The 18,655-nt window shown below is 67.8% G+C and carries 16 protein-coding genes; 5 read left to right on the plus strand and 11 right to left on the minus strand.

The genetic code is table 11. The annotated features are described in order from the left end of the window. The first annotated feature begins 119 nt into the window (after positions 1 to 119). Positions 120 to 2,165, plus strand: a complete 2,046-nt coding sequence (locus BP26_RS0109710; RefSeq protein ID WP_084182960.1) for an AsmA family protein — start codon at positions 120 to 122, stop codon at positions 2,163 to 2,165. Here the strand turns inward: BP26_RS0109710 and BP26_RS0109715 are convergent, their stop codons facing one another. The 4 genes from BP26_RS0109715 to BP26_RS0109730 form a co-directional block, all read right to left on the minus strand. Then, positions 2,166 to 3,428, minus strand: coding sequence for a multidrug effflux MFS transporter (locus BP26_RS0109715; RefSeq protein ID WP_051748776.1), 1,263 nt, complete (start codon positions 3,426 to 3,428; stop codon positions 2,166 to 2,168). Between the two features lie 31 nt (positions 3,429 to 3,459). Further along, a complete protein-coding gene (plsX, locus tag BP26_RS0109720; RefSeq protein ID WP_029920386.1) occupies positions 3,460 to 4,503 on the minus strand; it encodes a phosphate acyltransferase PlsX in 1,044 nt (347 codons plus the stop codon). Between the two features lie 51 nt (positions 4,504 to 4,554). Continuing rightward, positions 4,555 to 4,749 carry a 50S ribosomal protein L32 gene (gene rpmF / locus BP26_RS0109725; RefSeq protein ID WP_029920387.1) on the minus strand — a complete coding sequence of 65 codons (195 nt, stop codon included), beginning with the start codon at positions 4,747 to 4,749 and terminating at the stop codon, positions 4,555 to 4,557. Between the two features lie 107 nt (positions 4,750 to 4,856). Then, entirely contained in the window at positions 4,857 to 5,282 is a 426-nt protein-coding gene (locus BP26_RS0109730) for a YceD family protein (protein ID WP_157572449.1), read from the minus strand. Positions 5,283 to 5,324: 42 nt separating this feature from the next. Here BP26_RS0109730 and BP26_RS0109735 point away from each other — a divergent pair, with 42 nt between their 5' ends. After that, a complete protein-coding gene (locus tag BP26_RS0109735; RefSeq protein ID WP_029920389.1) occupies positions 5,325 to 5,921 on the plus strand; it encodes a Maf family protein in 597 nt (198 codons plus the stop codon). Here BP26_RS0109735 and BP26_RS0109740 read toward each other — a convergent pair. Both BP26_RS0109740 and BP26_RS31070 read right to left on the minus strand, forming a co-directional pair. Continuing rightward, positions 5,918 to 6,574, minus strand: a complete 657-nt coding sequence (locus BP26_RS0109740; RefSeq protein ID WP_029920390.1) for an HAD-IIIA family hydrolase — start codon at positions 6,572 to 6,574, stop codon at positions 5,918 to 5,920. The genes BP26_RS0109735 and BP26_RS0109740 overlap by 4 nt on opposite strands. Positions 6,575 to 6,576: 2 nt before the next feature. Next, positions 6,577 to 7,506 (minus strand): RluA family pseudouridine synthase, encoded by a 930-nt coding sequence (locus BP26_RS31070; RefSeq protein WP_029920391.1) that lies wholly within the window; start codon positions 7,504 to 7,506, stop codon positions 6,577 to 6,579. 1,120 nt (positions 7,507 to 8,626) lie between these two features. Here BP26_RS31070 and BP26_RS0109750 point away from each other — a divergent pair. From BP26_RS0109750 to BP26_RS0109760, 3 genes are all read left to right on the plus strand, one after another. Next, positions 8,627 to 11,692, plus strand: a complete 3,066-nt coding sequence (locus BP26_RS0109750) for an Rne/Rng family ribonuclease (protein ID WP_084182962.1) — start codon at positions 8,627 to 8,629, stop codon at positions 11,690 to 11,692. A 259-nt stretch (positions 11,693 to 11,951) separates the two neighbouring features. Then, on the plus strand, positions 11,952 to 13,211 hold the full coding sequence (locus tag BP26_RS0109755) for an OmpA family protein (protein ID WP_169740677.1): 1,260 nt from the start codon (positions 11,952 to 11,954) through the stop codon (positions 13,209 to 13,211). A 24-nt stretch (positions 13,212 to 13,235) separates the two neighbouring features. Then, positions 13,236 to 13,979 (plus strand): hypothetical protein, encoded by a 744-nt coding sequence (locus tag BP26_RS0109760; RefSeq protein WP_029920394.1) that lies wholly within the window; start codon positions 13,236 to 13,238, stop codon positions 13,977 to 13,979. Positions 13,980 to 14,167: 188 nt separating this feature from the next. Here the strand turns inward: BP26_RS0109760 and BP26_RS0109765 are convergent, their stop codons facing one another. From BP26_RS0109765 to msbA, 5 genes are read right to left on the minus strand one after another with little or no spacing between them, the layout of a single operon-like run. Then, on the minus strand, positions 14,168 to 14,848 hold the full coding sequence (locus BP26_RS0109765) for a phosphatase domain-containing putative toxin (protein ID WP_157572450.1): 681 nt from the start codon (positions 14,846 to 14,848) through the stop codon (positions 14,168 to 14,170). A 17-nt stretch (positions 14,849 to 14,865) separates the two neighbouring features. Next, entirely contained in the window at positions 14,866 to 15,624 is a 759-nt protein-coding gene (kdsB, locus tag BP26_RS0109770) for a 3-deoxy-manno-octulosonate cytidylyltransferase (RefSeq protein ID WP_029920396.1), read from the minus strand. A gap of 16 nt (positions 15,625 to 15,640) precedes the next feature. Beyond that, positions 15,641 to 15,823, minus strand: a complete 183-nt coding sequence (locus BP26_RS0109775; RefSeq protein ID WP_029920397.1) for a Trm112 family protein — start codon at positions 15,821 to 15,823, stop codon at positions 15,641 to 15,643. A 30-nt stretch (positions 15,824 to 15,853) separates the two neighbouring features. After that, positions 15,854 to 16,846: a tetraacyldisaccharide 4'-kinase gene (lpxK, locus tag BP26_RS0109780; protein WP_029920398.1), complete on the minus strand. Its 993-nt coding sequence runs from the start codon at positions 16,844 to 16,846 to the stop codon at positions 15,854 to 15,856. Between the two features lie 17 nt (positions 16,847 to 16,863). After that, entirely contained in the window at positions 16,864 to 18,636 is a 1,773-nt protein-coding gene (gene msbA / locus BP26_RS0109785) for a lipid A export permease/ATP-binding protein MsbA (protein WP_029920399.1), read from the minus strand. Between the last annotated feature and the right edge of the window lie 19 nt (positions 18,637 to 18,655).

Genomic DNA, 18,655 nt, shown 5'->3' on the forward strand with positions numbered 1-18,655 from the left:
CCCGCAGCGGGCCGCGTTTCGCCCATCGACAGGCGGCACAACTGCGCAGGGCGGACGCGGCAGGGAACGGCGGCGTCCGGTTCCGGTCATAACTACAACAAGCAAGAGCGGAGAGGGTCATGCCAATGCGCCGTCGCTGGCCCAAATTACTTTTTGGGGCGCTCGGGGCCGTGGTCGTGCTGCTGGTCGCATTCGTGCTGCTGTGGGACTGGAACTGGTTCCGGCCTCTGGTGGAGGCGCAGGCCTCCGCGGCGCTCGGCCGAAAAGTGACGCTGGGGCATTTCGATATCCGGCTGGCGCGCCGTCCGCAGCTGGTGCTGGACCGGGTTGCCGTGGCCAATCCGGAGGAATTCCCGCCGGACTCGAGCATGGCGACCATCGACCGGCTGGCGATCCGTCTCGATCCCTGGGCCCTGTTCGAGCGCAAGGCCATGCTGACCGAAATCGACATCGAGCATCCCGTGGGGGATTTCAAACCCGGGCCTTCCGGCACACCGAACTGGAAGCTGGCGATCGGCAGCGGCGATTCCACGCCAAGCGCACATCCCTGGCAGGTGGACGTGGGCAGCCTGATCATCCGTGACGGCCACATCCATTTCCTCGATCCGAAAGTGAAAAGCGACTTCACGCTGGACGCTCACACACAAGATGCCCAGAACGGCGGCGAACCCGGCATCTATGTCGGCATCGACGGCCGCTACGCGGCGCAGCCGATCAGCGGGCGCTTCATCGGCGGCTCGGTGCTGAGTCTGCGCGATCCCAAGGATCGCTACCCGGTGGACCTGAAGCTGGCCAATGGCGCCACCAAGGTATCGCTGCAGGGCACGCTGCTGGAACCGCTGAAGTTCGGCGGCGCCGACCTGAAGCTGGAATTGTCCGGCGACGATCTCTCCAACCTGTATCCGCTCACCGGCATCCCGCTGGCGCCGACGCCGCCCTACAAGCTGGGCGGCCAACTCGACTACGAAGGGCGCAAGGTGCGCTTCCGCGATTTCGCCGGCACCGTCGGCAACAGCGACCTGGAAGGCAATATCGAAGTGCAGCTGGGCGGGGTGCGGCCCTACTTCCGCGCCGACATGAATTCACGCAAGGTGGTGCTGGCCGATCTGCGTGGCTTCATCGGCGCAGCGCCGGGCAAGACCGACAACTCGGAGAACCTGAGCAAACAGCAACAGCAGGAGCACGCGCAACAGGAATCCAGCGGCAAGCTGCTGCCGGACAAGCCGATCAACCTGCCCAAGCTGCGCGCGGTGGACTTCGACGTGCACTACAAAGGCCAGCGCATCGAGAGCGAGTCGACGCCGCTGGACAACCTGGTGGCCAACCTCAAGGTGGAGGACGGCAAGCTGGCCTTGCAGCCGCTGTCGTTCGGCGTGGGCAGCGGCGCCATCGTGCTGAACCTGGAACTGGACGGCCAGGAAAACCTGGTGCACGTGGTCGGCGACGTCGACTTCCGCAAGGTGGACCTGTCGCGCATCATGCAGTCCACCGGCGTATTCAAGGGCGCCGGCACCATCGGCGGCAGCGCGAAGATCGACACCATGGGCAACTCGCTGGCGCAGATGCTGGGACGCGGTGATGGCGAACTGAAGCTGTTCATGAGCGGCGGCAACCTGTCGGCGCTGCTGGTGGACCTGGCAGGCCTGGATTTCGGCAATGGTGTGATCTCGGCGCTGGGCATTCCGAGCCGGGCGCAGCTGCGCTGCCTGGTCACCGACTTCGGCCTGACCAAAGGCGTGCTCGATACGCGCACCTTCATCTTCGATACCAGCGCCGCCAATGTCGTCGGCAGCGGCAACATCAACCTGCGCGACGAGCAGGTGGATTACAAGCTGTCGACCGAACCCAAGCGCCTCAACATTGGTTCATTGGCCGCGCCGATCCTGATCCGCGGACCGCTGAAGGATCCGAGCATCCATCCGGACCCGGTGGTACTGGCGGCGCGCGGTGGCGCGGCGGTGGTGCTGGGGGTGTTCCTCACGCCGCTGGCGGCCCTGCTGCCGACGATCCAGTTGGGATTGGGCAAGGATCACAATTGCGATGAACTGCTGACCACCGTGCAGACCGCAGCAAAAGTCCCAGCGCGACCGCCCAAGGCCGGGACCACTGCGTCGGCGAAGACGAAACCGGCGTCGGCCGCGGCCCCCGCGGACCGCAGCCACTAGCTAGCCGCGTTCGCTTGCCGGTGCCGCGGGCATGTCCCCTACCGGTGCCGGGTTCAACTCCTGCAGCTCCGGATTGGGCGTGATGCGCCGATACAGCAGCCAGCAGGCGAAGCCACAGACACTGAGGGCAAGACTGCCGCACGCGAGGTGCAGCCCGGAACGCGAGGCCATCGGCGACAGCAGGCCGCCGACGATGGTGCTGCTGCCGAGCGACATCGCCGCCTGTACCGAAGCGGCCGCCCCGCGCACCGCCGGGAAGCGGTCCAGCATCAGCAGGGTCAGCGTCGGGAAGGCCAGCGATACGCCCATGCCGACGATGCCGATCGGCAGGACGAACCAGGGCACCGATGGTGCCATCAGGCTGTTGAGCAACAAGCCCAGCCCGGCGCCGCCGAAGATCAGCATATAACCCAGTGCCACCGTACGGGCGGCGCTGAGATTGCCGGCGAGCCGTCCCGACATCCAGGCGCCGAACATCATGCCGCCGATGGTGGGCAGGAACAGCCAGGGAAACTGGCGTTCGTTCAGGTGCAGCATGCCGAGCACGATCACCGGCGCCGAGGCGACATAGACGAACAGCGCGCCGAAATTGATCGCGGCGGCGGACGACAGCAGCATGAAGCGCCGGTCGCGTGCGATGGCGCCATAGGTGTGCAACAGGTGGCGCAGGTCGAACGGAGTGCGGCGCCCGCGTGGATGGGTCTCCGGCAGCGCCACGAGCGAGGTCAGCGCCAACAGCACGGTGAACAGGGCCAGCACGCCGAAGATCCAGCGCCAGCTGGCGACATACAGCACCCAGCCGCCGACCATCGGCGCCAGCGCAGGCGCCACGCCGAAGATCAGCGTCACCTGCGCCATGAGGCGCTGCGCGTCCACACCGGCGTAGCGGTCACGGATGATGGCGCGGCCGACGATCATGCCGGCGCCGGCGGACATGCCCTGCCCCACGCGGAACAGCAACAACCAGTGAAAGCTCGGGGCCAGTGCGCAACCGATCGTGGCGAACAGGTAGACCAGCAGCGAGTAGAAGATCACGCCGCGCCGGCCGTACGCGTCCGACAAGGGGCCGTGCAGCAGCGACATCACGGCGTAAGTGCCCATGTAGACGCTGAGCGTCTGCTGCATCGCGACAGCGCCGATGGCGAAGTCGTGCTCCATCCGGCCGAAGGCCGGAAAGAAGGTGTCGATCGAGAACGGTCCGAGCATGGCCAGGCCGGCCAGCAACAGCGGCAGCAAGCGCGGGTTGGCGCGATACCGGTTCAAGACTCGGACATCCGGGGAATGATGGGAACAGCTATTTGTTGACTGCGGCGGCGACCGGCGGCACGGCGATGGCGGCGCTGAGCAGGCGACTGATGCGCGCCGGCACGTCTTTCTCCACTTCGCGGATCGCCACCTTGATGGCGTTGGCGAAGGCCAGGGCGTCGGCGCCGCCATGGCTCTTGATCACGGTACCCTGCAGGCCGAGGAAGCTGGCGCCGTTGTAGACGCGCGGATCCATGCGCTTGGCCAGGGCGCGCAGCACCGAGCGCGCGATCAGGCCAACCAGCTTGGTGGGCAGGCTGCGGGTGAATTCCTCGCGCATGAAGTGGCCCATCAGCTTGGCCACGCCCTCGCCCGCCTTGAGGGCGACATTGCCGACGAACCCGTCGCAGACCACGACATCGACCGGGTTGAGGAAAATGCCGTCGCCCTCGATGTAGCCGGTGTAGTTGAGCGAGGAGGCCGACAGCATGGCCGAGGCGGCCTTGATGTTGTCGTTGCCCTTGATCTCTTCCTCGCCGATGTTGAGCAGGGCCACGCGCGGACGCTCGATGCCGCTGAGGGCGCCGACCAGGGCCGAGCCCATCACCGCGAACTGGAGCAGCTGCTCGGCGGTGCAGTCGGCGTTGGCGCCGAGATCGAGGACATGGGTGACGCCGCCGATCGCCGGCAGGGGCGAAATGAGGGCGGGACGATCGATGCCGGGCAGGGTCTTGAGGACGAAGCGGGCGATGGCCATCAAGGCGCCGGTGTTGCCGGCGGAGACCGCCGCCTGGGCGCGCTTCTCCTTGACCAGGTTGACCGCGACCCGCATCGACGAGTCTTTCTTGTTGCGCAGGGCCTTGGACGGGGACTCGTCCATCGCCACCAGCTCGCTGGCGTGCTGGATCTGCAGGCGCGCGTCTTCCGCCTGGTGGTGGGTACGCAGCGCCTTGCGCAGCGTGGCCTCGTCGCCGACCAGGATCAGATTGAGATGGGGATACTCGGCCAGCACGCGCACGGAAGCTTCAACGGCGACCCCGAATCCGTGGTCGCCGCTCATGGCGTCGATGGCTAATGTGACTGGCGCAGTCACACGCTACAGGCGGAGATCACGGTTGTGGGCGCGTCCCCGGCCTGGCGGGGCTCAGGCTTCCGGGACTTCCGGGGTGGCCTTGGCGATCACGCGCTTGCCGCGGTAGTAACCGTCGGCCGTGACGTGGTGGCGCAGATGGGTTTCGCCCGAGGTCGGATCGACCGACAGCGTGGGGGCCGTCAGCGCATCGTGGGAACGGCGATCACCGCGGCGGGCGCGGGATTTCTTGGATTTCTGGACTGCCATGACTCAACTCCGGAGGTGCGGACTGCCCCTCAAAGGGAGCGGATTTTAGCAGAAAAGACAGGGGAAACACCCCCCTGTCTTAATACTTCGTGCTTACGCCGGCAGCGTCATACGCCGGCGCAGGTCTCGCAACGGGGTGCGAAGGGTACCGCCAGAAGGGCTTCTTCCTCGACCAGATCATGCAAATGCAGGGTATCGTCCTCCACCAGGAACGGCTCGCACTCCTGCAGCAGGCGGCGTTCCTCGGCTTCGTTGAAGACCAGGCGCAGATCCAGGCCGATCTGCAGGGGCCAGCGGAAGTCCGCCATGCAGGTCTGGCAGGTCAGGCCCAGTTCGCCGGCGATGCTGCCGTGCAGCCTGAAGGCGCCGGCGATGGTGCGTTCGGCCGCCAGCTCCACCCGCAGCTCGCCCTCGCTGTCGGTGAGGACCGCGGCCAGGCGGGGTAATTTGGCGATGGGGATGGCGCCGTGCCAGATGCTGCCGCGCGAAACCGAGGCTGACACCTTGACGCGCAGGGGGATGCCGTCTTTCATGGGCGGCATGCTAGTTGTCATATCCATAACCGTCAAAAATCGATGATCGCCATTTCCACGCAATCCCCCCTGATCCTGGCCTCCACTTCGCGCTACCGCGCGGAACTGCTGCGGCGCCTGGGCGTGCCGTTCGAGCAGGAGGCGCCGGGCAGCGACGAGACGCCGCGCGCGGGCGAAGCGCCGCGGGAGCTGGCGCAGCGCCTGGCACTGGCCAAGGCGCGGGCGGTGGCGGCGCGGCACCCACAGCGCTGGGTGCTGGGTTCGGACCAGGTTTGCGCCTGCGGCGACGAGCTGCTGGGCAAGCCGGGCGACCGCCGGCGCGCGATCGGGCAGCTGACGCGCCTGTCCGGCAACAGCGCGCGGTTCTTTACGGCAGTGGCCCTGGTGCAGGGGGCCAGCGGCGCACTGTACGAGGCGCTCGACCTGACCACGGTGCACTTCCGCCGCCTCGATGCGGAGGAGATCGAACGCTATGTCTCGGCCGAGCCGGCTTTCGATTGCGCCGGCAGCTTCAAGTCGGAAGGGCTGGGAATCGCCCTGTGCGAAGTGATCGAATCGCGCGATCAGACCGGGCTGGTGGGACTGCCGCTGATCGCGGTGCGGGAGTTGCTGGCGAAGGCCGGACTGGCCCTGCCCTAGCGCGCCGCCAGCCAGGCCGGCACGCCGCCGACGTTGTCCAACACTGCCTGTGCCCCTGCGCGCAACAGGCGCCCCGGCTCGTGCACGCCGCAGCCGACGCCGAGCGAGGGCATGCCCAGGGCGTTGGCCATGCCGACGTCGTAATCGGTGTCGCCGATCATCAAGGCCTGCTCCGGCTGCAGCCGGGTTTCCTCGAGGATCTGCCGCAGCATCAGGGGATCGGGCTTGTCGGCCGTTTCGTCGGCACAGCGGGTGGTGAAGAACATCGATTTGAGAAAGGTGTGGGCCTGGAACGAGCGGTTCAGGCCGGGGCGGCTCTTGCCGGTGGCCACCGCCAGCAAATAGCCCTGCGCCTGCAATTGTTCCAGCGCGTCGCGCGCACCGGCGAACAGCGGAGCCTCGTGGGCCATGCTGCCGGGGGCGATGCGCCGGTATTCGCCGAGCAGGCGCAGCACGTCATCCACGTCCAGTTCCGGAAACAGGCGCTGCATGGCGTCGACCAGACCCAGGCCGATCAGTTCGCGAATGGCCTGGTCGGAGCGCGGCGGCAGGTTCATGGCGGCGATGGCCTGCTGCATCGAGGACACGATGTGGCCGGCGGAGTCGGCCAGGGTGCCGTCCCAGTCGAAGATCAGGATGGAAAATTTACCCACCTTTATTTTCCGGGTCCCAGTTCGTCGAGGAAATCGCGCAGTTCGCCGGTCATCGGCGCGCTCAGCGTCAGCTTGCGGAATTCACCCTCGGCGGGCAGTTCGAGGAAGTGCGAATGCAGGAACATGCGGCGCAGGCCCAGGTCGCGCAACGGCTTCTGCTCGTCGCGCAGACCATACTTGCGGTCGCCGGCCACGGGGTGCCCGAGCGCCAGCGCATGCACGCGGATCTGGTGGGTGCGGCCGGAGAAGATGTGCACCTCGCACAGGGTCGCGTCGCGGTAATGGGCCTGCGGCACGAAGCGCGAGTGCGAGGGCTTGCCGTCTTCCTCGTCGACCTCGATGAAGCGTTCGCCGCCTTCGAGCCGGCTCTTCACCAGCGCCGCGTCGACGTCCCGCGCGCCGCCCTGCAGGCGGCCGAGCAGCAGCGCGAAGTAACGCTTGTTGGCCAGGCCGTCGCGGAAGGCGCGCTGCGCGCGCAGCAGGGCCGGACGCGACTTGGCCAGCAACAATACGCCGCTGGTGTCGCGATCCAGGCGATGCGCCAGTTCCAGGAATTCGTACTTGTCCCAGCCGCGCGCCGCCTCGATCACGCCGTAGGCGATGCCGGTGCCGCCGTGGGAGGCCAGGCCGGCGGGCTTGGAGATGGCCAGATAGTGCGGATCCTCGTAGACGATGGCTTCGCGCAGACGGTTGAGCACCGCGTCCGGCGCGCGCACCGGGGTGCCGCGCTCGGCAACGCGCACCGGCGGGATGCGCACTTCCTCGCCTTCCTCGAGTTTGCGCTCGGGCTTGGCGCGGCCGCCGCCGACGCGCACCTGGCCGGAGCGCAGCAGGCGGTAGACATGCGATTTGGGTACGCCCGGCAGGCGCTTGAGCAGGAAGTTGTCGATGCGCTGCCCCGCCTCGTTGGCGGAAACGGTCACCTTGCGCACATCGGAGGCGACGGCTTCGACGCCATCGCCGCCTTCGGCACTGCGGTCACGGCCTTCGCCGCGCCCGGAACCGGAATTCAGGACCTTGGGCACGCGGATCAGCCGCTCGCTGCGCACGAAACGCTCGCCACCCGGTGCCCTGGCCGGACGCGCGCCGCGCGCATGGCCGAACGCGCTGTCTTTTGCAGCGGGGCGAGGCCGGCCGGAACCGGCGCCGGGACGTGTGCGCGAGGGGGACTCCGCATCATCACGACGCCCCGCTCCGGGGCGAGCGGCGCCCTTCGGCGCGTGGGAAGGCCGTTCCGGCCGCGCGAAGTGTCCGCTCCCCGAGGACGCCTTGGCCGGGCGCGGGTTGCGCCCGTGAACCAGCGCCTCGCCTTTCACCGCAGAACGACCGCGGCCATCGGCGCTGCCGGGATGAGAACCGGGACGCGAGCGCGGCGCCGGGCGCGTATCGTCGCGGCGCTCGGCCCCGGAACGTCCGGCGCCCTTGGGCGCGGAGGATGCGCGGTCCTTGCTGCGGGCAAAATGGCCGCCGCCCGGTGCCGCCTTGGCCGGGCGCGGGCCCCGCTCTTGGCGCGGGCCGCCCTTGGCCGCGCCTTCCTGGCGCGGGGACCGCGCCTTGGAAGGCGCCGACGGCGCCGCGCCGCGCCCCTTGCCGGCCGGAGCCTTGCTGGAACCTTTGAAGCCGGCGGGTTGGCGCGTGGGACGTGTCATGAACAACTCCGCGAGGGCTCGGGAAATGCGCAATTGTGACCGAGATCGCAACTGTTAAGGCCGGATGTCCCTGATTCCAAGGGAAAACTACCGGTTTTGAAAAGTCTGTGGCACACTAATAAGTCCTTGGGCTTGCGCCCGGGGGCCGGCTCGCCGCTGTGCTTCGCACGCGGCGGCCTGGTGAAAGTGGGTGGCGCATCGTAGCAAACCGCCCCCACCGCCTTAAGTTTTCCGTGCCTTTCGTCCACGAAAGGCGTCTTCACTATCAAGCCGTTCCCGCGCGAGGCGGGGATGATGATCAGACCGAATTCAGTTGTTTCAGGAACGATCAAGGCGCGCGAAAGACGCGTCGCATCCCATTTGTTGCGCTTTGCGCGGTCGAGCGAATACCGAGACCGCCATAATGAAAAGAATCCTCATCAACGCCACTCAGCGCGAAGAATTGCGCGTGGCCATCGTCGACGGGCAGAAGCTTTACGACCTCGACATCGAACTGGCCTCGCGCGAACAGCGTAAGTCCAACGTCTACAAGGGCAAGATCACCCGGGTCGAGCCCAGCCTGGAAGCCTGCTTCGTCGATTACGGCGCCGAGCGCCATGGCTTCCTGCCGCTGAAGGAAGTCGCCCGCGAATTCCAGACCGGCGAAGGCGGCAGCCGCAATCCCCGCGACATGATCCGCGAGGGCACCGAAGTCATCGTCCAGGTGGAAAAAGAGGAGCGCGGCAACAAGGGCGCCGCCCTCACCACCTATGCCAGCCTGGCCGGCCGCTACCTGGTGCTGATGCCTAACAATCCCCGCGCCGGCGGCGTGTCGCGCCGGGTCGAGGGCGAAGAGCGGGAAGAGGCCAAGGAAGCGCTGAGTGCGCTCAACGTGCCCGAGGGCATGGGCCTGATCGTCCGCACCAACGGCATCGGCCGCACCGCCGAAGAGCTGCAGGCGGACCTTGATCAGCTGGTCAACATCTGGAACAAGATCATCGACGCCTCCAAGGAGCGTCCGGCGCCGTTCCTGATTTACCAGGAAAACAATATCGTGCTGCGCGCGCTGCGCGACTACCTGCGCCCGGACATCGGCGAGGTGATCGTCGACAACGCCGAGGTCTACGAGCAGGCCCGCAGCCAGATGCAGCACTCGATGCCGACCGAGCTGGGCAAGCTCAAGCTATACCGCGACGACGTGCCGCTGTTCTCGCGCTACCAGGTGGAAAGCCAGATCGAGACGGCGCACCAGCGCGTCATGCGCCTGCCCTCCGGCGGCTCCATCGTCATCGACCCGACCGAGGCGCTGACCTCGGTCGACATCAATTCGGCCAAGGCCACCGGCGGCGGCGGCATCGAGGAAACGGCGTTCCAGACCAATCTGGAAGCGGCCGACGAAATCGCCCGCCAGCTGCGCTTGCGCGATCTGGGCGGCCTGATCGTGATCGATTTCATCGACATGAACAGCACCAAGAACCAGCGAGAAGTGGAAAAGCGCCTGGCCGATGCCTGCTCGCAGGACCGCGCCCGCGTCCAGCTGGGCCGCCTGTCGCGCTTCGGCCTGCTGGAGATGTCGCGCCAGCGCCTGCGGCCCTCGCTGTCCGAGCACACCCAGATCGCCTGCCCGCGCTGCGAAGGCCGCGGCCAGATCCGGAGCGTCGAATCGCTGGCGCTGTCGGTGCTGCGCCTGATCGAGGAAGAGTGCATGAAGGACCGCACCGGCCGCGTCATCGCGCAGCTGCCGGTGGATACGGCGACCTACCTGCTCAACGAGAAGCGCGGTCCGATCGCCGAGCTGGAATCGCGCTACATGGTGACCATCACCCTGGTGCCGAACGAAACCCTGCAGACGCCGAATTACGAGATCCTGCGCGTGCGCGTGGATCACCTGCAGCAGGACAACAACGCCGCGCTCAGCTACAAGCTGCCGCAGGATTTCAACGCCGATGCGCGCGCCGCCCTGTCCGCACCCGCCGGCGGCCCGACGGCGGTGAAGGCCCCGGCCGAGGCCGCGGTAAAGGCCCTGTTGCCGGCCGCTCCGGCGCCCGCCCCGATCGCCGCCGCAACTCCGGTGCTGCAGCCGGTCGTCGCCAGCGGCGGGTTCTGGGCCTGGCTGAAGAAGATCTTGGCCCCGGCGCCGCATCCGGAGGAGAAGCCCGTTGCGGCCCTGCCGCAGCAGCGCCCGGGGCGCGATCCGCGCCGCGACGGCGGGCGCTCCGACCAGGGGCAGCGGCGCGACCAGCGCCCCGGCGAAAGCCGCCGCGATGGTCAGCGCGGCGAGAATCGCAACGAGGGCCGCAACCAGCAGCGCCGCGACAACCGCAACGAAGGCCGCAACGAGAACCGCGGCGAAGGCCGTGGCGAGGGTCGTCGCGACGGGCAGCAGCCGCGCGGCGAGAATCGGAACGAGGGGCGGAATGAAGGCCGCAACGAAGGGCGTGGCGAAGGCCGCAACCAGCAGCGCGGCCAGCAACAGCGTCCGCCGCAGCAGAACCAGGGTGGTGGCAATCAGGGTGGTCAGGGCGGTGGCGGTCGCCGGCAGAACCAGGGCCAGGGCGGCAACCGTGGCCAGGGACAGCCGCAGAACGCGGCCGCAGCCGTAGCTGGCGTGGCCGGCGCGGAGAACGAACGTCCGCCGCAGAGCCTGGAGCAGATCCAGAGCCCGGCGCAGCAGCCTGCCGAGGTGATCGAGGGACTGAATACCGCGACGGGCGAAGAACTGGCGACGACGCAGGGCGCGCCGCAGGCCGGCCTGTCGGAGCAGCAAACCGCAACCGGCGCAGAGGGCACTCCCACCGAGGGCACGGGCGCGGGCGAACGCGAGGGCGGCGGTCGCCGTCGTCGCGGCAGGCGCGGTCGTGGTCGTGGCGGCCGCGGTGAAGGCGGCGGCCAGGGGCAGCAGCACGGCGGCGCCCAGGGCAACCGCGAAGGCGGTGTCGAAACAGCGGAAGCCGCGAATGCGGGGGATGGCGAAGCTCAGGGCTTTGAGCCGTCCGCACCATCCGAACACGGCCCTACCGGGCATGCGGAGCCCGAGAGCAGCCAGGTCGAGCACGCCGGGGAACGCGAGCAGGCACACGGCAGCCCGGAAGCGCAACGGGAACCTGCGCACGAACCGGCCCGGGAATCTTTCCGGAAGCAGGAAGAGTCCCGTGCCGCCGAGCCGCAGGTGGCCGAATTCCACACCCCCGCCCCGGTGCAGCGCGAAATGAACCTGCCCGACGCCGGTCACGGCGAGGCCAAACCGGAATCGACGCCGGTGGTGGAAGCCGTCCACGAGCGCGCGGAATCCGCCCATCAGGTAGAGCCGGCGGCCGTGCACGAAGAACGCCCGGCACCGCTGCCGGTCGCGGAGCCGGTGCACGTGCACCAGTCGGAACCGCAACAGCAGGCTGTCGAGCCGGAGCCACGCACCGCACGTGAGCCTGAAGCGCAGCCGGCCGTTTCGCCCGAAGGCGAAAACGCGCATGCCGAGGGCAAAGCACCGTAACAACAGCCGCCGGCGCCCGGCGGATCGGGCCTGATCATCGGCCTGATCGACCGCGGCAGCCCCGTTGCGGCGTAAAGCGGCACGGGGCTTGCTTCGTTCAGCAGTGACCGCGCTCAGGCGCGCAGCGGAACCTGGCAGGTGAACCGACAAAGGCGTCGGTCCGGATAATTTCTGGACCGGCGTTTTTTTTCGTTTACGATGTGCAATGCCAGGGCCCAGCGCACCTGGCAGTCATAATTTTCGGCTCAGGGGAGAAGCGATGTACAAACTCAGGATATTGACGGTCTGCGCCCTTCTGTTTGGAGGGGTGGCCAGCGCCCAGGACGCCCCGGCCGTGCCGGTTCCGTTGAATACGGCGCCGGTCAACAACACGGGCGCGCCAACCGCCTCCCATGTGCCGCCGACGACCGATACGCAGGTGGCGCTGCCGCCGCCGTCGGAGCCGCAGACCCAGGTGATCACGCGCGACGGGCAGCTCGCTCCCGATGACGACCGGCCCGGCTACGAGCGCACGGCGCCGGCCTACTATGGCGAGCATGAGTACCTCAGTTTCCTCGGCAGCTACCTGATTCCGGACGGCGCCCGCGGCACGACGCGGCGCGGCGGCGGTGCTTCGTGGATCTACGGCCACCTGTTCACCGATCGCCTGTCGGTCGAAGTCGCCCCCACCATCTCGATTTTCAACACCGGGCAGAGCAAGGGCACCGATTTCTACCAGTACGGCGGCACGGTCGACCTCGCTTACTCCTTCACCAGTCGCATGGATTCCAACTTCAGCCCGTTCATCCTGGCGGGTGTGGGCGGCTCGTACGAGGACGTGCAGCCGGGCACCGGCAAGAAAGGCACCTTCAACGCCGATGCCGGACTGGGCCTGGTGACCAAGCCGCTGTTCTACGGCGTCAAGCTGCGCGCCGAAGGGCGCTACATCTACGACTTCCACAACGAGTTCCGCGGCGGCGGCTACCATGACTACCGCGCCTCGGTCGGCATCGAGATTCCGCTGGGCCGCGTCATCCGCACCGCCACGCTGCAGCCGCGTCCGGTGGAGATGGTGCAGCTGGTGCCGCAGCCCTGGGTCGATTCCGACGGCGACGGCGTCGACGACGAGCACGACAAGTGCCCCAACACGCCAAAGGGCTTCAAGGTCGATTCCGACGGCTGCATCATCCCGGGCCAGACCATCGTGCTGCGCGGCATCACCTTCGAGTTCAACAAGGACCGCCTGACGCCGAACGCGCGCTCCGTGCTGGACGTGATCATCCCCGCCTTCACCGGACAGGCGAGCCTGCGCGTGGAGATCGCCGGCCATACCGACAGCATCGGCAGCGTGGCGTACAACGAAAAACTGTCGCAGCGCCGCGCCGACGCGGTACGCACCTACCTGATCAGCCAGGGCGCGCATCCGGAGCAGGTCGTCGCCAAGGGCTACGGCAAGTCGCAGCTGCTGATCAATCCGGAAAAGAACGCCGACGATCGCGAACTGAATCGCCGCGTCGAATTCCGCGTAATGGACAAGTAGGATCAGGGATCAAGGGAAACACACATGAAAACGCAACGACTCATCAATCCATCCGCCCTGCTGGGTCCGGCGCTGCTGGCCTGCGCGGCGCTGTTCCTCGCCGGCTGTGCCGACGACAGCGGCGCCAACAACGGCAGCAGCAGCGGCAGTAGTGGCAGCAGCGGTAGCAGTGGCAGTAGCGGCAGCAGCGGAAGCAGCGGCGGCGGCAACTGCAAGCCGGGCACCGATGGCTGCACCACCATCGTCGAATGCCCGACGGGCACCATCTTCAAGCCCTTCGTCAATGCTTCGGCGACCGACACCACGTTCACCGCCACGCCGGCGAAGAACGGGATCTGCCTGGGCTGTTCGGTATCCAATCCGAACAATCCGGTCGATCCCACCACCAGTGATCCGGCCACGTTGTCCATCCCGATCGGTCTGCTCACCGGCGATGCCTCGCTGACGGTGAAGGACACGGTGAATACCTATCCCGCCGGCGACAAGGTGGGCTTCATCGTCTCGGTGCCGGGCGCGGCGCTGCTGAACCTTGCCGCGCTGCAGCCGGTCACGGTGACCGCCATCAACAACGGCACGGACGGGACTTCCGCCGGCAGCACGCGGCCGCTGGCCCTGGACCTGCTCGGACTGCTCGCCAACGACGGCCAGACCGTGGCCACGGTGATCAGCACCGCGCCGTTCAACGCTGTGCGCATCGACGTCTCCGGGCTGGCCAATGTGCTGACCAACATCGACGTCTATGCGGCGGGCGCCTGCGTCACGCCCTAGCGTTCGACACCGAGGCATTCATCCAGGCGTTGCCCTTCCCTGCGGGGAGGGGCGACGCTCTGGAAATTCACTGAAGCCTGGCATCACCATCCAGGGTACCGGCCACCCGCAAAGTGGAGCACGGACGGGTCACGGGCCAAAAAAAGGGGCGCAGCAGCGTCCCTTTTTTGTTCCAGCAATCCGCTGGATCACTCGCGCCGCAGGATGCCGTCGACCAGCTTGTTGGCCCACCAGCTGGAATGGAACGAGGCGCGCACCGCATCGCGGTCGTAGTAATTCTCGACCCAGTCCATGAATTCGGTGCCATGGGCGCGCTGGTGCTCGCCGTAGCACTCCAGGAAATGATCGAGCACACCGGTCTTGGCCTGGTAGACGTGGCCATGCCGCAGCAGGCTCAGCTCGCGCATCGCCACCGCCAGCGGCTGCTTCTTCTCCACCAGCAGGTACATGGCGCTGATCAGGCCGGCGCGGTCGGCGCCGGACTTGCAGTGCAGCAGCAGGGGCCGCGGCAGTTCATCGAACAGCTGCTTGATGCGCAGCAGTTGGTGGCGCTCGGGTGGATCGCGCGAGCCGATGGGCTGATGCGCCAGCACCAGGCCCTCTTCGCGGCAGGTCTCGATCTCCAGCACGTTGGAGCCGATGTGAAGCTCATCGCCGCGCAGGCTCAGCACCGAGCGCACTCCGGCGCGCCTGGCGGCGCGCAGCTGGTACGGCATGGGGTGGCTGGAGCGGTAGCAGTCGTCGGCGATGGCGTGCCGCGTGTTGAAGAAGAAGCGGAAGACGGAGTGGTCGATGAACAGCATGTTCAGCCACGCCAGGAAACGCCGTCCAGGCGTCAGCGGCGGCATCGACGCGGAAGATTGGTTCATGATTTTTTCGTTTGGTGTCAGCGTGCGGCGAGCAGGGCGCCGACCGCGGCGAGATCTTCCTCGGTATCCACGCCGTGCGGCGGCAGCTCCTGGGCGATGCCGACCTTGATGCGCAGGCCATGGCTGAGTGCGCGCAGCTGCTCCAGCATTTCGCAGCTCTCCAGCGGCGACGGCGGCAGCGCGCTGAAGCGCCGCAGCGCCCCGGCGCGGTAGGCGTAAAGACCGATATGCCGGAACGCCAGGCCCAGCGGCAGCGGCGATTCGGGGCTGGTGCCTTCGCGCTTCCAGGGAATCGGCGCGCGCGAGAAATACAGGGCGTAGCCGAACGAGTCGGCCGCCAGCTTGACCACGTTGGGATTGAGCCACTCTTCGCGGCTGTGCAGCGGATGGCACAGGGTGGCTATGTCGGCGCCGGGATCGCCGGCGAGCAGTTCGGCCGCCTGGCGGATCAGTGCGGGCGGCATCAGCGGCTCGTCGCCCTGCAGGTTGACCACCAGGATGTCGTCGCGCCAGCCCGCGGCCTGGGCGATTTCGTTGATGCGGTCGGTGCCCGACTGGTGGCTGGGCGCGGTGAGCCGCGCGTCGGCGCCGAATGCGCGGCAGGCCTCCAGCACCTGCGCGTCGTCGGCGGCGATGATCACCTGCTCCGCCGCCGAGGCCTGTGCGGCCTCCCAGACCCATTGCACCAGGGGCTTGCCGGCCAGCATGCGCAGCACCTTGCGCGGCAGGCGGGTGGAGCCGAGCCGGGCCGGGATGACGACTTTGAAGGCAGTCACGTCAGAAACCGGCTGGCTAACGGCCGAGCTCGGCGTCGGTAAGCGGGCGCGCTTCTTCTTCCAGCATCACCGGGATGCCGTCGCGCACCGGGTAGGCGAGCTGCGAGGCCTTGCACCACAGTTCCTGCCGGTCGGCATGCCATTCCAGCGGCGCCTTGGAAACGGGGCAGACGAGGATGTCGAGCAAACGCTTGTCCATAGGTATTCGGTGTTTTCGGGGGATTGGCAGCTAATCCGCGGCTGGCGGCAGCTTATCCAGCAATTGTTGCACAAGCGCCGCACCGTCCGCCGTGATCACCGCCTGGGCCGGCACATACCAGTGATTGGGCCGGGCCAGCTCGGCGCATTTGACCGCATCCTTCTCGGTCATCAGCACAGGCTGGGCGCCGTCGAAGGCCAGGTCGATCTCGGTGTAGCCGTGATGATCCGGGAACGGGTGCGGGATCACCTCGATGCCGGCGGCGCGCAAGGAGGCGAAGAAGCGCCCGGGATTGCCGATGCCGGCCACTGCATGGACCTTGCTGCCGGCGAAGCTGGCCAGGGGCCGCGGTTCGCCGCCGCTGAGCGGCAGGGCTTCGACGGTGCGCAGCTTCATGTCCAGCGTGGTGACGCCGTCGGCACGCCAGCCGCCGCCGTTGACCACCACCAGGTCCACTTCGCGCAGCCGCTGCGGCGGTTCGCGCAGCGGCCCCACGGGCAGCAGCGCGCCATTGCCGAGGCCGCGGCTGCCGTCGACGACACAGATCTCGATGTCGCGCGCCAGCCGGTAGTGCTGCAGGCCGTCGTCGGTGACCAGGATGTTGACGTCGCCGCTGTCGAGCAGCAGGCGCGCCGCCGCGACGCGGTCCGGCGCCACGGCGACCGGGATGTCGAGCCGGCGCGCGATCAGCGCGGGCTCGTCGCCGGCCCAGGCGGGGTCGGTGGCCGGGGTGACGCGCAGCGGGTATTCGGGGGAACAGCCGCCGTAGCCGCGGCTGATCACGCCGGGCCGCCAGCCCTGCTCACGCAGGCGCTCCACCAGCCACAGCACGAAAGGCGTCTTGCCGGTGCCGCCGACGGTGATGTTGCCGACCACGATGACCGGTACCGGCAGGTGCACCGCGGCAGCCTTGCGGGTGCGCGCGAGATCGGCCGAGACCGAGCCGTAGAGCGAAGCCAGCGGACGCAGCCAGCCGGGCGGCGGGGCGGGACGGTACCAGAACTGGTCGAGCGAGATTTTCATGGACGGCCCTATGAAGCTCAGACTGCGGCTTCCTCGGCCGCCTCGCGGAACTGCAGGCGGTGCAGCGAGGCATAGACGCCGTCGCGCGCCAGCAGCTCGGCATTGCTGCCCTGTTCGACCACGCGTCCTTCCTGGATCACCACGATGAGGTCGGCGTTCTGCACGGTGGACAGGCGGTGGGCGATGACCAGGGTGGTGCGGCCGCGGATCAGTTCTTCCAGGCCTTGCTGGATGTAGCGCTCGGACTCGGTGTCCAGCGCCGAGGTGGCCTCGTCCAGGATCAGGATCGGCGCGTCCTTGTACAGGGCGCGGGCGATGGCGATGCGCTGGCGCTGGCCGCCGGAGAGGCCGCCGCCATCCTGACCCAGCGGCGTATCCAGGCCCTGCGGCAGGTTCTGGATGAAGTCCCAGGCGCAGGCGCGGCGCGCGGCTTGCTCGATGCGTTCACGCGAGGCGTCGGGGGAGCCGTAGGCGATGTTGTCGGCGATGCTGGCGTTGAACAGCACCACGTTCTGGTCGACCAGGGCGATCTGCCGGCGCAGGTCGCTGAGCCGGTACTCGCGCAGGTCGGTGCCGTCGAGCGTGACGCGGCCGCTGGTGGGATCGTAAAAACGCGGAATCAGCGACAGCAGGGTCGACTTGCCGCCGCCGGACTGGCCGACGAAGGCCACCGTCTTGGCCGCCGGGATGTCCAGGGTGACGCCGGCCAGGGCCTGTGCCTTGTCGTCGTTGTAGCTGAAGCGCACATCTTCGAAACGGATGGCGCCGCGGGCGCGCTGCAGCGGCACGCTGCCGCTGTCCCGCTCCGCCGGCGTATCGAGAAAGCCGAACAGGTCGGCGCCGGCCACCACGCCGCGCTGGATGCGTTCGCTCAGGCCAGTCATCGAGCTGATCGGCTGGCGCAGGGTCAGCATCGCCACCAGGAAGGCGACGAAATCGCCGGAGCTCATCGCCTCCAGCATGCGCGGACTCATCGCCAGGGCCACCAGGGCGGAGACGCCGATGGCCGCGATCAGCTCCAGCGAACTGGTGCTGGTGGCGCCGGCCGCGGTCATCTTCAGGCTCTGCCGGCGCAGGTAGTCGTTGATGGTGCGGAAATTCTCCCGCACGAAGTTCTCGCCGCCGTAGAGCTTGACCACGCGGCGCCCGGTGATGGCCTCGTCGGCGGCGTGGTTCATGCCGCCCATGGAATTCTGGATGCGCGCGGAGACGGTGCGGAAGCGCTTGTTGACCCAGCTGATGGAGAAAGCCACCGGCGGCGCAATCAGCAGGGAGAACAGGGTCAGGCGCCAGCTGGTGTGGAACATGAAGCCGAGCAGGCCGATGGCGGTGAGCCCGCCCTGGATCATCGAGGCCAGCACGCTGGAGGCCGAATCGGCGATCTGGCTGGCGTGATAGGTCAGCTTGGCCTGGAGGTCGGCGGTGCGGGTGCGGTCGTGGTAGCTCACCGGCACGGCCAGCAGGTGCTCGAACACTTCCTGGCGCATCCGCGCCACCACGCCCTGCCCGACCCAGGCCATGCCGTAGGCGGAGCAGAAATTGGCAATGCCGCGCACCAGGAACAGGCCGAGGATGGCCCAGGGCATCCACAGGATCACATGGCGGTCATGTTCCGCGAAGGTGTCGGTGAGGCGCTTGACCAGGTAAGGCAGGACCACCGAATCCGAGAAGGCGAAGATCAACATGCCGAACAGGGCCAGCACCAACACCTTCCAGTGCGGCGCGGCATAGCGCAGCAAACGACGGTAGACGGCGGCGGGGCTGTAAGGCTGGGCTGTTGCGGCGTTCAAGGGGCGGACGGCGGCTGGA

It is taken from the genome of Nevskia soli DSM 19509, from assembly GCF_000711955.1.
GTDB lineage: Bacteria > Pseudomonadota > Gammaproteobacteria > Nevskiales > Nevskiaceae > Nevskia > Nevskia soli.